Genomic DNA, 16,038 nt, shown 5'->3' on the forward strand with positions numbered 1-16,038 from the left:
CACTATCACTTAATATAGGTTAAAACCTGTTCCGGTTGCGTTATCCAATTTACCTGTACGGTGTCGATATTGGCTCGTTCACCGGCTATCACATCGGCAGGGCTATCGCCAAAATAAATGGCTTGAGTCGCATCGCAATCGCTTTTTTGCAATATATGCAAAAGCCCGTCCGGTGCGGGTTTAGAATGAGCGATATCATCATCGCATACGGTAAAATCAAAATAAGAATGTAGCTCAAATGCCGCTAAAGAATAGTTAAGGCTTTCTCTGCCTTTGCCAGTAAAAATCGCTAAGGTTTTGCCCTGTTGCTTGAGGCGTGCCAATAACTGTCTGATATGTATCGGGCAGTGCGCATAAAGGGCGTGATTGGCTTGATAAAGTTGATAGAAAAATCGAATTGCCTGCTGCTTCGTCTGCTGATCACCTTTCACTTGTTGGTGAATAATGCTCTGCTCCGAACCGCCAAAAAGTGTTTCAATCTGTGCATTGGATAGCAATTCATTATTAAACTTCAGAAATGTTTCTCGAAAGCACATAAACGCAAGGGGCAGCGTTTCTGCTAAAGTGCCGTCAAAATCAAAAATATAAAGTGTTTTCATCAACATACTCCCACTATGCAAGCGGTCGGTTTTGCAAGAAAACAAACAAATCCGACCGCTTGAGATAATTAGCCTTTCGCCAATAAGCCTGCCCACGAGAGCAAGATACACAAGGCGATGATGATCATTATGGCTTTATTGGAGTTCATTTTCGGTCTGCCAATCAGCCAATAAATGAAAGCCACCACCAACGCAGGCACTAATCTCGGCAAAATCAAGTCAAGATTTGCCTGTGCCGAGACCACTTTTTCGCCGATGGTCGCCGTAAACGGCACGGTAACATTCACCATCATTGCGCACATTACCCCGACCACAAACACGCCCAGCACGGTTGCCGCATTGGTGAGCGCATTGAGTTTATGCCCTAAGTGCGTAACCAAATTTACCCCTTCACGATAGGCTATTTTGAGTTGCACCCAACGAAATATCATTGTAGCAATTGCAACCATCACCCATAGCCCTACTCCAAGCGGATTGCCGTTCATTGCCATTGTGGCGGCGATTGCTCCCATAATGGCAGGCACAAGCGAGCCGAAGATCGCATCACCAATAGCTGCAAACGGCCCCATCAGCCCTGATTTGATCCCCGCCACCGCTTCAATGGATTTTTCCCCTTGCTTTTCTTCAAGAGCGAGGTCAATCCCTTTGACAATGGTGTTGAAAAACGGGCTAGTATTGAAAAACTGGCTGTGCATTACCATCATTTTTTGCAATTCCGGGCTATTGTCGCCGTACATTTTGCGTAGCTGCGGTAAAATAATCCAAAGATAGCCTGAGCCTTGCATACGTTCGTAGTTCCAGCCGAGTTGGTTGAAAAATAAGTTACGGATATTGATTTGGCGGAAGTCAGCTTCGGTTAATTGGTAATTTTTCGGGTTGCCGACACGTTGATTAGAGTTCGTCATCTTCAATTTCTCCTTTCGCAGACTGGGTTGTTGAGGTTACAGGGGCATTGCCGCCTTCGACACTGCGTTGATAAACCATATAGGCAAAAGCCACGCCAATCGCCGCCATTGCCAGCATCGGTACGCCGTTATAGGCACGACCGAGGGAGTTTGGTAACAATCCATCTAACGCATTACCGATTGCCGCAACATTACCGAAGAGTGTGATGAAAATCGCCGTGAGCGAGAAACTCAAGATCAAATAGGCGATGTGGCGTTTGGTCGGTAAATAACGTAACAAGATCGCAAAACCGAGTGCCGGTAGCACGCCGCCTGCCAAGGTTAAACCGTCTGCAATCACTTTTAGGAAGCCCGTTTGCATTGCATCGGCAAGGCTCTGTACGAAAGGCCCGCCAAACACAAGGGCAAGGAAAATCGGCAAGGCACGGGAAAGCCCCCACGCCACCGCTCCCAATAAATAATTCACTGTGATCGCACGATAAGCGTGATTTTGGATATTCTTGTCAATGCGGTGTGCGAAAAAGACGTTCGACATTCTGGCTAAAATATCCGTATAAACCATTAGCGCCGCAATCGGCACGGCAAGCGAGGTTAAAGCCAGTTGCGGATCCATTCCGACCGCCACCGAAAATGCCGTGGCAATGACCGTACCGGAGTTGGCATCAATACGGGACGCTCCGCCGAACGTACCTACACCGAGTACGGTTAATTGCATCGAACCGCCGATCAGTAAGCCGGTGGTCAGATCGCCCATAATCAATCCGGTGATAAAGCCGGCGAACACGGGCGAACCGGCACTGGATACAATGGTTATTTCATCTAAGATCTGATAGAACGCATAAAGCGTGATCAACAGAATTTGCCACCATTCAATCATCTTATGTTCTCCTCTATAACAGTGTGGTTAGGTCAATTTTTTCTTCATTCGGCACAAGTTGAGCGGTCAGGCGTACCCCTTTTGCCGCAATTTGTTTGAAGACGGTAATATCCTCGTCCGTTGCGTGTACGGTTTTGCGCAACTGGCGGGTTTGCTCGGTTTTCGGCATATTGCCCGCATTTACTTCGGGCAGATCCACGCCGAGTGTCAGCAGTTGCCAAATCGTTTGCGTGTTACGGGTAACCAGCAGTACCCGCTGGGAGTCATACCGTCCCTCGTTGATATTGGTGGCAGCTTTTTCGGGCGTCAGCACGCTCAATTTCACGCCGGCAGGGCAGGCTAAACGCAGTCCCGCCTTATCAATATCATTATTGGCGGCGATCTCGTCCACCACCATAATGCGGGTGATGTCGAGATAGGATGTCCACAGATTTGCCACTTGCCCGTGGATTAAGCGAGCATCAATCCGCACATTTAAAATTGCCATAGAGACCTCCTTTATGGTTGGTAAGAATAGAGGGTTACCCCTTGTACCACACGGTTTACCTCACCGCTCGAGCAAGGGTTATCGGTGGTATAGCCAAGGTGTAATGAAGTGTAAAAGGCATATAGCTGCCCGATCACAAGATAAGGGAACAGGCAGCCGGTATCGTCCAGTTTGCAAAATTCAGTCTGTAACGCACCGCTTGTCTCGCCTAATAGTACGATCTGTTTGGCTTTGTTATCCCGCACCAATTCGTGGTAAAGATCACGGTCGTATTGGCGGGTATAAGGGTGTTGGGACGAGAAGATAAAAATCACGGTATCCTGTTGCACCAAGGATTTCGGCCCGTGGCGAAAGCCCATTGTCGATTCAAAAAAGCCTAAACGCTCGCCGGCGGTCAGCTCCAACAATTTCAAAGCACACTCCCGTGCTAAACCTTGAAAATGCCCGCTTCCCAAATACACCACCCGTTGTGCCGGCTGATGCGCCCATTGACGAACGGTTTCCAAATCCTGTGTGAGCAAGGTTTCGGTAACTTGACAACATTGTTCCGCCCACGCCTGATCAAAACGTTGCGGTGCGAGTAGCAATAACGCCGCCAACATCATATTGCTGGCACTGGAGGTCATCGCAAATCCTTTATCGTGGGTGGATTCGGCTAATGCGAAGGCGTAAGCGGTCGGATTCTGCCGACATTTTGCAAATAATGCGCCCTGTTGGTTATTGGTGATCGCAAGGTGATAAGCCTCTTTGACGATCTCATCAACTCGTTCAACCGCGCCAATGCTTTCCGGGCTGTTGCCGGAACGGGCAAAAGAGACGAGCAATGTCGGTTTATCGGCAAATAAATATTGGTAAGGATTGGAGACTAAATCGGTACTGGCAATAGCTTCCACCACGCAGCCGAGGGTTTGGCTTAAAATCGGGGCAACCACCTCGCCAATAAATGCCGAAGTGCCTGCGCCGGTGAGAATAATCCGCAACTCGCCACGTTTTGCTCGCGCTACCAGCGGTGCAAGACGTTCAACTAAATCGGATTGGGCAACTTGTGCTGCCGTTTCCCGCCACGTTGCTGGCTGCTGTGCAATTTCCTTTGCCGTCCAATAGGCATTTTGTTTGGTTAAAGTCTGTTCAGGAAGGGTTAAAATCATCGTACTTTCCTTATAAATCGTTTCAGATGATAAGGAAAGAAAATCAATCTAAGCGAGTAGCACCGTTACGCCGGCATTTTCCAACTGGGTGCGGTAGTGCATTGGCAATCTATCATCACTGATAAGGACATCAATTTGGTCGGCTTGGCAGATGATAAATCGGCTATATTGCCCAAACTTGCTGGCGTCCGCCACCACAATCACCTGTTCCGCCGCCTCGCACATTAACCGATTAAGATGTGCCTCTTGCTCATTAAAGGTGGTAATGCCTTTGTGAAGATCAAAGCCGTCCACCCCAAGAAACACTTTATCAAAACGGTAATGACGCAAATTGTTGTCTGCCATTATCCCCGAAAACGACATCGCATTTTTGCGTAACACGCCACCGGTCATTCGGATTTCCACATTCGGGCAAGCCACCAACGCCATTGCAATATCTAAGCCGTTAGTCAGCACCGTTAAGGGCAGATCACCTAAATAGCTTACGATTGCTTTCGTTGTTGTGCCGGAATCGAAAATCACGCTTTCATTTGCGTTGAGCAGTGCGGCGGCACGCTTCCCGATCCGCTGTTTTACTTCCGGGTAATGAGTCCGTTTATCTGCTATCGAAAGTTCAGCAATTAAGCGGTTATTTAATACGGCAAAACCGTGTGAGCGGGTGATATAGCCTTGTTGTTCAAGGCTATTGAGATCGTTTCTAATAGTAACGCTTGATACGTTAAAATGCTGGGCTAACGCCTCAACCCGACAACTCCCTTTTTGCTGTAATAATGCTAAAATGTCCGAACGTCTTTCGACACTGCTTCTCATTTTCTCTCCTCATTCAAACAATCACTACAAACTACGATTGCTTTCGAAACAAGTTTAAATAGATTAAAAATAAACACAATCGAAAGCATTCAAAAATGAGAACTACATCACATAATTTTACTAAAAAAAGAAAAATCGGCGGTTAAGCCGATTTCTCTCTGAGTTATATTGTGGATATTATTTGGCTAATTTCACTTCCGATAGCCATTTATCCACTAGCCGTTTCCCTTCTTGGCTTGAGCTAAAACGGTCATAATCTAATTCGACCAATTTTACCCCATCCAATTTCACCGATTGCGGCGCAACTTCGGCATTCACATTCGTCGGAATTTGGTAAACGCCATACTCACGCCACGGAATTTCCTGCGCCTCTTTCGACAACACCCAATCCATAAACAACTTGGCGTTATCTAAATTGCGTCCGCCTTTAATTAAGCTCACACCGCCCAACGCGTAGCCTACGCCATCTTGCGGTAAAACGGCTTCAACCGGTGCGCCTTTTTCTTTTTCGGTCGCATAACCGTGCACAAACCCGACCGTTGCCGTGCTTTCGCCACGAGAGAGATTGGCGGTTACCAGCGTACTTTTCACATATTGCGACACATTTTTATCTAGCTGTTTTAGGTATTCAAAGGCTTTATCTTCACCCCAAAGTTGAATTAAGGTCGCCATAATCGTATAGGTTGTACCGGAGCTGCGGGGATCGGGCAACTGCACTTCGCCTTTCAAACGGGGATCGAGCAAATCCGCCCATTTTTTCGGCGCATCAATACCGAGTTTTTGCAATTTTTCACTGTTCACACCAAATCCCAGCACCAACATATAGACAATCGAGGTAAACTGCCCTTTTTCACTCTCCATCAATGCCTTAAACTGCGGTAAGATTTCCGCCTGTTTCGGCGAGCGGTAAGCTTCCAACAACCCTAACTGCCCTGCTTGGAAATGGGGTTCGATCGTACCGCCATACCAAATATCCGCCTGCGGATTGTCTTTTTCCGCTTTAATTCTGCCTAAAATCGTGCCTGTGCCGCCGTGGATAAATTGGGTCTCCACGTTGTATTGTTGGGCAAATTTTTTCGTCATCGCCTCACAGACATTATTTTGTACGGTGCAATACACGGTTAATTTGCCTGCCGCTTGGGCGGATTGGGCGAAAAAAAGCGGCGAGGCGAGGCATAAACTTGCCCATAAGGATTTAAAAGTGATCTGCTTCATTGTTTAACTTCCTGAAAATAAAATGAGGTCAAAGTCTAGCATTCAAGCAAACGTTTGCAAAGCAGACAAGCGGTCATTTCGTGCTAAAATAACGCAAAATGTGTTAATTGATTTAATCGGTATGTCTCCTCTTCATCAAATTCAAATTATTTTGGTCGAACCCTCCCACAGCGGCAATGTCGGATCGGCTGCCCGTGCAATGAAAACAATGGGATTAACGAATTTACGCCTCGTCAGCGAACGCACGGATTTACTCAATGAGCAAGCCGTTGCCCTTGCTGCCGGCGCAACATCGGTGCTGGAGAGTGCCGAACGCTTCTCCGGCTTTGAGCAAGCTATTGCCGATTGTCAGCTCGTTATCGGCACGAGCGCACGGCTGCGTCATCTGCAAAATAGCCTGCTAGAACCCCGTCAATGCGGCGAAACGGCAGTGCAGCACGCTTCACAGGGCAAAGTCGCCCTTGTGTTTGGGCGGGAGCGGGTCGGGCTAACCAATGCCGAATTACTGAAATGTCAGTACCACCTTCACATTCCGACCAATGCCGATTATGGCTCGCTCAATTTGGCAATGGCTGTACAAATCGTCTGCTATGAAGTGAGAATGGCGTGGCTGGCACTGCAAGAAATGCCGCAAAACCCACCGCTTGCAGACTACCCTAACCAAGAGGCATTGGCGCATTTTTTCAACCATACCGAACGGCTCTATACCGCACTCGGCTTTATCCGTAACGATGCGGTAATGCCAAAACTTCGCCGCCTCTATCAACGGGCGAAGCTAGAAACCAACGAACTCAATTTATTACGGGGAATGCTCACCGCCGTCGAAAAACAGCTTGAAAAATCCCGTCATTAACCGACATTCATCGATGTCAACCTAAAATTAAGCGATCAGATTTATATTAACTATGCAAAGAAAACCGTCTAACTCACCGCTTGCAGCGGATCAAAAAGCCTTGATTGAGCAACTGAAACAGACCACTATTGCTGACGCCCGCCGTTTATTCGGGCGGATTAAAGGCTTAAGCCAAATCAAAAATCCGTCCTCACGCCAAGCGGTGTTTGCAGAAATTGAAACGGATCTCAGTACTTGCCAAGCCCGTTACGAACGCCGCCGCCAACACCTCGCCCAACTTGACATCGACTACCCCGATTTACCGGTATCCGAACGCCGAGACGAGATCCTCAAACTGATTGAAGCCCATCAGGTAGTGGTTATCGCCGGCGAAACCGGTTCGGGCAAAACCACCCAGCTACCCAAAATGTGCTTGGAATTGGGGCGTGGCGTAAAAGGCTTGATCGGGCATACCCAACCACGCCGGCTTGCCGCTCGCTCGGTCGCCACCCGCCTTGCCGAAGAATTGGGGTCGGAACTGGGGGAAACCGTCGGCTATAAAGTGCGCTTTAACGATCAAGTGGGTGAACACAGCTTGGTGAAATTGATGACAGACGGGATTTTACTCGCCGAAATTCAGCACGATCGCTTTTTAAATCAATATGATACGCTCATTATTGACGAAGCCCACGAGCGCAGTTTGAACAACGATTTCATTCTCGGCTACCTCAAACAAATTTTGCCGAAACGCCCTGATTTAAAGGTTATCATTACCTCCGCCACCATTGACGTGGAACGCTTTTCCCGTCATTTCGGCAATGCGCCGATCATTGAAGTGTCCGGCAGAACCTTTCCGGTCGAGGTGCGTTACCGCCCGATTATCGAAGAAGCGGATCAAGATCAGCTACAAGGCATTTTAAATGCGGTGGACGAATTGCAAGCGGAAGGACGTGGCGATATTCTGATTTTTATGAGCGGTGAGCGGGAAATCCGAGATACCGCTGACGCACTGCAAAAACACGATCTGCATGCCACGGATATTCTGCCGCTGTACGCCCGTTTATCTGCTGCCGAGCAACAACGAATTTTTCAGCCAAGCGGTGGGCTAAATCGGATTATTTTAGCCACCAACGTGGCGGAAACCTCCCTCACCATTCCAAATATCAAATATGTGATCGACACCGGCACGGCTCGTATCTCCCGTTATAGTTACCGCACCAAAGTGCAACGCTTGCCGATTGAACCGATTTCGCAAGCCTCCGCCAACCAGCGTAAGGGGCGGTGCGGGCGGACATCGGCGGGGATCTGTATCCGCCTTTACAGCGAGGAAGATTTTAACGGTCGCCCTGAATTTACCGATCCGGAGATTTTACGCACCAATTTAGCCTCCGTGATTTTGCAGATGACCGCTCTCGGTTTAACCGACATAGCCTCTTTCCCGTTTGTCGATGCGCCCGATCACCGCCATATTCAAGACGGGATCAAATTACTTGAAGAGCTGCAAGCGATCACCTATGCCACGGCTAAATCCGCACACAGCACCGCAGGCGAGCGGGGTCGCTATAAACTCACCGAGATTGGTCGCCAGCTTTCACGGCTGCCGATTGATCCCCGCCTTGCCCGAATGGTGGTGGCAGCCAGCCAAAACGGCAGTTTGCACGAAATAATGATGATTGTCTCGGCGCTCTCCATTCAAGATCCGCGAGAGCGCCCACAGGAAAAACAGCAATCGGCGGACGATAAACACCGCCGTTTTGCCGATAAAGAATCGGATTTCCTTGCGTTTGTGAACTTGTGGCAGTTTATTCAAACCCAGCAAAAAGCGTTGAGCAAAAACCAGTTCCGCCGCTTGTGCCAAAAAGATTATCTCAACTATCTACGGGTACGGGAGTGGCAGGATATTTATCACCAACTTCGCCTTGCGGTACGGGAAATGGGCTTGCCGATCAACAGCGAACCGGCAACCTATCTGCAAATTCATACCGCATTATTAAGCGGGCTGCTCTCCCATATCGGCTTGAAAGATAACGAAAAAGCCCACTATTTAGGCGCAAGAAACGCCCATTTTTATCTGTTCCCTAACTCTATTCTGTTCAAAAAGCAGCCGAAATGGGTGATAGCCGCCGAGCTGGTCGAAACCACAAAACTGTGGGGACGAATGGTCGCACGCATTGAGCCGGAATGGGTTGAGCCGCTGGCAACGCATCTCACCAAAAGCAGTTACAGCGAACCCCATTGGGCGAAATCCAAAGGCGCAGTAATGGCATACGAAAAAGTCTCCCTCTATGGCATTCCGATTGTGCAAAACCGTCCGAAAAACTACGGTGCAATCGATCCGGTGGTGAGCCGCGAGATTTTTATCCGCTCGGCATTAGTCGAGGGCGAATGGCATAATCATTACAAATTTTTCAAGGAAAACCACCGCTTGATCAAGGAAGTGGAGAACCTTGAACATAAATCCCGCCGCCGTGATATTTTGGTTGATGAGCAGGTGCTGTTCGAGTTTTACGATCAACGCATCGGCACTGATGTGGTGTCTGCTAAGCATTTTGACAGCTGGTGGAAAAAAGCAGCGAAACACGATCCCGATCTGCTCAATTTTGAAAAATCCTTCTTAATCAAGGATAACGCCGGTAAAGTCAGCGAGCTGGATTTCCCGAATTTCTGGCATAAAGGCACACTTAAATTCAAACTCAGTTATCAATTTGATATCGGTTCGCAAGCTGACGGCGTTACTGTGAATATTCCGCTGCCGCTGCTCAACCAAGTTGAACCGGACGGGTTTGATTGGCAAATACCGGGGCTACGCCAAGAATTAGTGATTGCCCTGATTAAATCATTGCCGAAATCGCTTAGACGCAATTTTGTGCCGGCACCCAATTATGCCGAGGCATTTTTGGCGCGTGTCGAACCGTTCAAACAACCGTTGCTCACCAGTTTAAGCCACGAACTGCGTAGAATGACCGGCGTATTGGTTGAGCCTGAACAATGGGATCTCAACCAACTGCCACCCCACTTACGCCTACGCTTTCGGGTACTTGATGACAATAATAAACCCCTCGCCGAAAGCGAAAACTTAGATGAACTGAAATTCAATCTGAAAGATGAGGTACAAAACAGCCTATCCAATATCGCCGATGATGGTATTGAACAAAGCGGTGTGCATCTATGGAATTTCGCCGACCTGCCGCAATGTTACGAACAGAAAAAACGTCATTTTAGTGTCAAAGCCTATCCGGCGATTGTGGATGAACAACAATCGGTCGGTATCCGCCTGTTTGAAACCGAATTTGAACAAGCCAACGCAATGCAAGCGGGGCTACGCCGCCTCTTACTGCTGAACATACCGTCGCCTATCAAATATCTGCACGAAAAACTGCCGAATAAAGCGAAATTAGGGCTGTACTTCGCCCCCTTCGGCAAGGTGCTGGAATTGATTGACGACTGCATCGCCTGTGCAGTGGATAAGTTAATCCAGGAATTTGGCGGTTTTGTCTGGACGGAAGAGGCATTTCAACAATTGCAAGCGTTCGTACGGGCAAATCTGAACGACACAACGGTTGAAATCGCCAAACAAGTTGAAAAAAATCTGACCTTAGCTTACGAACTCAACAAACGGCTGAAAGGCAAATTAGACTTCACAATGGCATTTGCATTATCGGATATTAAAGCCCAGCTCAACGGCTTAATTTACCCCGATTTCGTCACCAAAACCGGCTACGCCCGCCTTGCAGATTTACACCGCTATCTGACCGCTATCGACAAGCGACTGGATAAATTAGTGATCGATAGCAACAGTGATCGTGCCAAAATGTTGCGGGTGGAACAGGTACAAAATGCCTATCAGACCTTGTTAGCAAAATTACCGAAAGCCAAGCCGATCCCAAACGAAGCCCTTGAAATCCGTTATATGATCGAAGAATTGCGGGTCAGCCTCTTCGCCCAACAACTCGGCACAAAATACCCGATTTCCGATAAACGGATTATGAATGCGATTGGGGAGATTAATTAGAAAAGAAAAAGGGACGCACTAAGCGTCCCTTAAACATTATAAATCCACCTCAAGTTTTGCATAAGCCCGTCTGGCTTTTTCAAGGGCATTTTCCACATTTTCGTCCCGAGCTAATATCACGCCTAAACGGCGGTGCCCGTTCACTTCACCTTTACCAAATAAACGGATATTAGTGTGCGGTTCTGCCAAGACTTCGGTAAGATTACCAAAGCTGACTTGGGTCGATTTTCCCTCAACGACAATAGCTTTGGAAGCAGATGGGCTAATCAGATTGACAGACGGAATCGGCAAGCCCAAAATCGCCCGTGCGTGCAAGGCAAATTCGGATAATTCCTGCGAAATTAGCGTTACCATTCCGGTATCGTGCGGGCGTGGCGAGACCTCATTAAAAATCACCTCATCACCGCAAATAAACAGTTCTACCCCGAAAATGCCCCGTCCGCCCAATGCAGAAGTGATCTTTTCCGCCACCGCTTGTGCGTTTTTCAAGGCTGTTTCCGACATTGCCTGCGGCTGCCACGACTCCCGATAATCGCCGTCAATTTGGGTATGCCCGATCGGTGCAAGAAATGATGTGCCGTGGATATGGCGTACTGTGAGCAGTGAAATTTCATAATCAAATTTGACAAACCCTTCGACAATCACCCGACCACCGCCAGCCCGACCGCCCTCTTGGGCATATTCCCACGCTTTTTGAATATCGGCAGCGGATTTGATCACGCTCTGACCGTGTCCGGAGGAGGACATTATCGGCTTCACCACGCAAGGCATACCGATTTCCGCTACCGCCTGTTCAAACTCGGCAACATTATCAACAAAACGATACGGCGAGGTTTTTAAGCCTAATTCTTCAGCAGCAAGGCGGCGAATCCCTTCACGGTTCATCGTCAATTTAGTCGCTTTAGCGGTCGGAATAACCTGATAGCCTTCTTGCTCAAGCTCAACCAATGTATCGGTGGCGATTGCTTCAACTTCCGGCACGATAAAATCTGGCTTTTCCTGCTCGACCAACGCTCGCAAGGCGTTGCCGTCCAGCATTGAAATCGTATAGGCTCGGTGTGCCACTTGCTGTGCCGGCGCATTTTCATAACGATCCACGGCGATTACTTCTACGCCTAAGCGTTGTAATTCAATCACCACTTCTTTACCTAATTCGCCCGAACCGAGCATCATCACTTTAGTCGCTTTCGGGGTGAGGGCTGTGCCTAATGTCGTCATTTGGTATCCTTTTTCACAGTGAATAAAATATTGAGAACTTTCGCATTATAGCATTGCACCAAAGGAAATTTGGTTCATATTGTCGATAACAGGCTTGAAATGTGCAATGTTATCGTAATAGTGCCGTTTACCTTATTGCAAATTTTTGGATTAAACCGACCGCTTGCAGTGCTACTCTTCTAATTTTAATGCGTGGGAGAAACTTTGCAGCCCTTTTACATTACCTGCTTTTGCCATTGCTTGTAACGCTTGGGTTGGGGCGTGCAATAGCTGGTTGGTTAATTTATAACTCAGCTCGTTCAGCACTTTTTCGCCCTCTTGCCCTTGTTGTAGCGCGTGTAACGCTTTTTCAAGCAGCTCAAGCCGAATGCTTTCGGCGGTATGGCGATAATGTTTAATCAGATTGCTTGATTGCTGCTGCTTCAGCCAAGTAAAGAAGTCCTGACACTCTTCCAACACGATTTTTTCCGCATTCTCGGCGGCTTGCTGGCGTTGGGCAAGATTTTGCTGAATGATATTTTGCAGATCGTCCACACTGTAAGCATATACACTGTCTAACTCACCGGCTTTTTCGTCGATATCACGGGGAACGGCAATATCAATCAGCAACATTGGGTCGAATCGGCGTTGCTTTTGAGCGATTTCAACCATCTCTTTGCTGATTAACAGATCGGGGCTGCCCGTTGAGCTGATTACTACGTCCGCTTGGTTTAAGCCTAACTGCAAAGCACTAAGAGACAAAATCTGCATAGGCACGCCGAGCTGCTCCGCCAACATTTCCGCCCGAATGTGCGTGCGGTTGGCAACCATTATATTTTTTGCACCGTGTTGAATTAAATAGCGTGCCACCAATTCAATCGTTTCACCCGCCCCGACCAACAAAAAGCGTAAATTATGGAAATTGTCGAAAATTTGGCGAGCCAAACCGCAGGCAGCATAAGCAACGGATACCGCACTGCTGCCGATTTCCGTTTCCGAGCGTACCCGTTTTGCTGTTGAGAAAGTTTTTTGAAATAGACGGGAAAGGTTAGTCGAAATGCTTTTGCCGTGGGCGTGATAAAACTGCTCGCTGTCTTGATAGGCTTGCTTTACCTGCCCCAAAATTTGCGGCTCGCCCAAAATCAAAGAATCCAGCCCGCAAGCCACCCGCATTAAATGCTGCGCCGCAGCCATATTTTGTTTGAAATAGAGGCATTGACGCAGTTCGGTTTGATCGAGCTGATGGATCTCGGCAAACCATTGAAAGCACTGTTCCCGCCAGGCTAAATTATCGGGGTGATCTTCCTGCGGCGGCACATCGGGCTGGTGAAAATAAAGCTCGGTACGGTTACAGGTGGATAAAATGACCACACTCTCGGCTAATTGACGTTGCGTGATTTGCTCAAAGGCTTGCCGACGTTTCGCCTCGACAAATGCGACTTTTTCACGCAAACCGACCGATGCCGTTTTATGATTGATGCCAAGTGCTAAAATGGTCATTCTTCCCCACAGATGAACAGGTCTGATAAAAGGGCAACATTTTAATCAATCTACGAAATGGGTGCAAATAATTGTCTTGATAGGCCTCATTGATAACCATTTATTTCAAATTCTTAGTTTTGTAGTTTCCTAAGTAGCTCAAGCTCACGTTCTAAACCGTGAATAATTTTGTCTTTTTGCAACAGCAATTCATCTTTAAGCGTAAGCATTAATTGCAATTGCTGAAGGGCTTGCTCTAAATTTTCATTACCCACTGCAAACAGGAAATGATTAGAATTATTTGAATTTGTCGAACCGCTTGAGGAATTATTAAAATAAACTTTCTCAGTTTCGCCAAAGGCAAGCAATTCACAAATATCCATCTCAAATACATCTGAAATTTGTTCTAAGCGCGGTAGGGTCGAACGCACTTCTCCTCGCTCAATTTTGGCATACCCCGTTACTGACATTCCCAATTTATCCGCCATATTTTCTTGAGATAATTGGCGTTGTTCTCGTAATTGGCGGATTTTTTCATTAATTTTCATCATTTAGTCTCACAAGGTCAGGGCAAATGTACCTTAATACGGTAACTCAGCGTAACTGTCGGTTGATTGTACACAAATTGACGCAACATTATAATTCTTTTGATTTTTTAATCACACAATTATTTGAGGATACCAAAATGAAACTAAAAAATCTCTCCGTTGCAACCGCACTTTTATTAGCATTAACTGGATGTGGAAGTAGTGGTGGCGGTAATAGTAACCCCAATTCCAACACAGCAATCAATAACGATCAAACGACACAAGCCCAACTAAAAAAACAAAAAGTGGAACTTCAAGCGTTAAAAGATCGGCTTTCTCAAGCGCAAAATGATAAACAAGCGGCAGAAAATAAACTAAAACAAGCAGAACAACTTTCTGTGCAGGATTTGAATAAAGCAAAACAAGCCTTAGCTTCCGCAGAACAACGCTTAAATGAATCACAAAAAGCCTTACAAGATGAACAAGCCAAAACACAGCAAGCTGCTAAAAAAGCAAAAGCGGATTTAGCCAAAGAAATGGCAGCAAGAGAAAAAGCTGTGAAAGAACTAGAGACCAAATTAGTAAATGACAAAATTTTAAACCGTGATAAAGTGCTGAAATTTGCCCTGCAAAGCGGTTTACCACAAGGTTGGGCAAACGAACTCGCCGATGATTTACAAAACAAATCCAAAGCAGAAGTAGCTGATGAAGTATTAAATGCACATAAAACCATCACATTACGCCAACTTGCGCGTAATTATGGTTTGAATAATCAAGACGCACGTCAATTTGCCCGAGAAAATAAAAATAGCACACTTTATGAAGCTGAGACCTTGTTAGAAAGCCGTCGTGATGAAATTCAACAAAAAAGACAACTACTGATGAATGAAATTTTTGCATTAGCAAAAGAGAAAGGTTTACCAGAGTGGGAAGCCCGTAATTTTGCCTACGCTAGAAATCATACGGATAAAGAAAGTGCGGTAGAAGATCTCAATAATTATGTTACCGAAAAAGCTGAACGTGAAACTAAAATCAATGAATTAATCGACCTTGCTAAAGAAAAGGGACTAGAAGATTGGGAGGCCCAAAATTTTGCTAATAGCAATGCTGAAAATGATCAAGTCACGGTATTAAACAATCTAGAACAATTTATCATAGACAGAGCGGTTGCAAAAGCAGATGAAATAAAAGGGAGAATTGGGGAAAATATACCCCAAGGATTCACATCCAAATACGATGATAAAACTAAATCAATATACAATCACAAAGCACAAGAAATTGGTAAAGAGAGAACTTATAAAGACATTTATAATCAGAAATACTCAATCATCGCCGCAAAATACGAGGCTAATGAGATATTCCAAGATCCTGAATCTGCAAGAAAAGATTATTTATTATCCATACAACCAAGTGGACAATTTGGTGGTTTCGAAACAAAAGTACTACCAACTGAGGGCAATGCAACATATAAAGGGCTCGGATTTACTGCTGAACGTCAAGGTGATTTAACTTATACCGTTGATTTTGCTAAAAAAGAAGGTGAAGGTGAAATCACGGGTTTAAAAGACTTAGGAACTCTACATCTCGATAAAGGAAATATTGTAAGACCATTCAATTATGATGAGTGGGGATTAGGTATTAATTCAAGTATGACTGCTGAAGAATGGAAAGATCAAAATGTGACGGGACAATACCAATTATTTGTAGAAGATCAAACTCAATCTGACAGTCCCCGTTTAAAACGATGTGTGTCTGTCAGATTAATTTGAGCTTAAATTTTTTTCTGCCCAAATTCGTTTTCCATCAACTAATGTTTCCATTGCCGTTCTTCCACAGCACATTTTTCCTCGATGGGTTCGGTGATGGTTATAATACAGCAACCATTCATCCAAATCAGCTTGTAATGTACTCAAATCCATATAAATTTTCTTCCTAAATGCCACTTGGTAA

13 protein-coding genes and 1 pseudogene are annotated in these 16,038 nt (G+C 46.4%); 3 read left to right on the forward strand and 11 right to left on the reverse strand.

What is annotated here, in order from left to right; genetic code table 11:
• Positions 1-5 precede the first annotated feature (5 nt).
• The 7 genes from E4T80_RS10220 to E4T80_RS10250 form a co-directional block, all read right to left on the reverse strand.
• A complete protein-coding gene (locus E4T80_RS10220; RefSeq protein ID WP_167740721.1) occupies positions 6-599 on the reverse strand; it encodes an HAD family hydrolase in 594 nt (197 codons plus the stop codon).
• Between the two features lie 68 nt (positions 600-667).
• Entirely contained in the window at positions 668-1,504 is an 837-nt protein-coding gene (locus E4T80_RS10225) for a PTS system mannose/fructose/sorbose family transporter subunit IID (RefSeq protein WP_047976627.1), read from the reverse strand.
• Complete coding sequence (locus tag E4T80_RS10230; RefSeq protein ID WP_135058091.1) at positions 1,491-2,381, reverse strand: PTS mannose/fructose/sorbose/N-acetylgalactosamine transporter subunit IIC; 891 nt, start codon at positions 2,379-2,381, stop codon at positions 1,491-1,493. Before E4T80_RS10230 ends, E4T80_RS10225 begins: the two co-directional genes overlap by 14 nt.
• Positions 2,382-2,394: 13 nt before the next feature.
• Positions 2,395-2,868 carry a PTS system mannose/fructose/N-acetylgalactosamine-transporter subunit IIB gene (locus E4T80_RS10235; RefSeq protein WP_135058093.1) on the reverse strand — a complete coding sequence of 158 codons (474 nt, stop codon included), beginning with the start codon at positions 2,866-2,868 and terminating at the stop codon, positions 2,395-2,397.
• 11 nt (positions 2,869-2,879) lie between these two features.
• Positions 2,880-4,016 (reverse strand): SIS domain-containing protein, encoded by a 1,137-nt coding sequence (locus tag E4T80_RS10240; RefSeq protein ID WP_135058095.1) that lies wholly within the window; start codon positions 4,014-4,016, stop codon positions 2,880-2,882.
• Between the two features lie 48 nt (positions 4,017-4,064).
• Positions 4,065-4,826, reverse strand: a complete 762-nt coding sequence (gene agaR / locus E4T80_RS10245; RefSeq protein ID WP_047976631.1) for a transcriptional repressor AgaR — start codon at positions 4,824-4,826, stop codon at positions 4,065-4,067.
• A gap of 177 nt (positions 4,827-5,003) precedes the next feature.
• Positions 5,004-6,041: an ABC transporter substrate-binding protein gene (locus tag E4T80_RS10250; protein WP_135058097.1), complete on the reverse strand. Its 1,038-nt coding sequence runs from the start codon at positions 6,039-6,041 to the stop codon at positions 5,004-5,006.
• A gap of 121 nt (positions 6,042-6,162) precedes the next feature.
• Here E4T80_RS10250 and trmJ point away from each other — a divergent pair, with 121 nt between their 5' ends.
• Both trmJ and hrpA read left to right on the forward strand, forming a co-directional pair.
• A complete protein-coding gene (trmJ, locus tag E4T80_RS10255; protein WP_135058099.1) occupies positions 6,163-6,894 on the forward strand; it encodes a tRNA (cytosine(32)/uridine(32)-2'-O)-methyltransferase TrmJ in 732 nt (243 codons plus the stop codon).
• A gap of 52 nt (positions 6,895-6,946) precedes the next feature.
• Positions 6,947-10,885, forward strand: a complete 3,939-nt coding sequence (hrpA, locus tag E4T80_RS10260; protein WP_135058101.1) for an ATP-dependent RNA helicase HrpA — start codon at positions 6,947-6,949, stop codon at positions 10,883-10,885.
• Positions 10,886-10,921: 36 nt separating this feature from the next.
• On the opposite strand, the gene purT is transcribed toward hrpA, so the two are convergent.
• The 3 genes from purT to E4T80_RS10275 all read right to left on the reverse strand — a co-directional run bounded on the left by purT (position 10,922) and on the right by E4T80_RS10275 (position 14,109).
• A complete protein-coding gene (purT, locus tag E4T80_RS10265) occupies positions 10,922-12,103 on the reverse strand; it encodes a formate-dependent phosphoribosylglycinamide formyltransferase (protein WP_135058103.1) in 1,182 nt (393 codons plus the stop codon).
• Positions 12,104-12,274: 171 nt separating this feature from the next.
• A complete protein-coding gene (hemA, locus tag E4T80_RS10270) occupies positions 12,275-13,582 on the reverse strand; it encodes a glutamyl-tRNA reductase (protein ID WP_135058105.1) in 1,308 nt (435 codons plus the stop codon).
• 113 nt (positions 13,583-13,695) lie between these two features.
• Positions 13,696-14,109 (reverse strand): helix-turn-helix domain-containing protein, encoded by a 414-nt coding sequence (locus E4T80_RS10275; protein WP_135058109.1) that lies wholly within the window; start codon positions 14,107-14,109, stop codon positions 13,696-13,698.
• A 137-nt stretch (positions 14,110-14,246) separates the two neighbouring features.
• Between E4T80_RS10275 and E4T80_RS10280 the strand changes: the two genes are divergently transcribed.
• The gene (locus E4T80_RS10280; protein ID WP_135058107.1) at positions 14,247-15,857 is read left to right on the forward strand and encodes a factor H binding protein domain-containing protein; all 1,611 of its coding nucleotides are present in this window, start codon (positions 14,247-14,249) and stop codon (positions 15,855-15,857) included.
• On the opposite strand, the pseudogene E4T80_RS10285 reads toward E4T80_RS10280, so the two are convergent.
• Positions 15,849-16,038, reverse strand: a pseudogene (locus E4T80_RS10285) (IS481 family transposase); the annotation flags it as partial. The gene E4T80_RS10280 and the pseudogene E4T80_RS10285 overlap by 9 nt on opposite strands.

This window comes from Muribacter muris (genome assembly GCF_004569585.1).
In the GTDB taxonomy this organism is placed as follows: Bacteria; Pseudomonadota; Gammaproteobacteria; order Enterobacterales; family Pasteurellaceae; genus Muribacter; species Muribacter muris.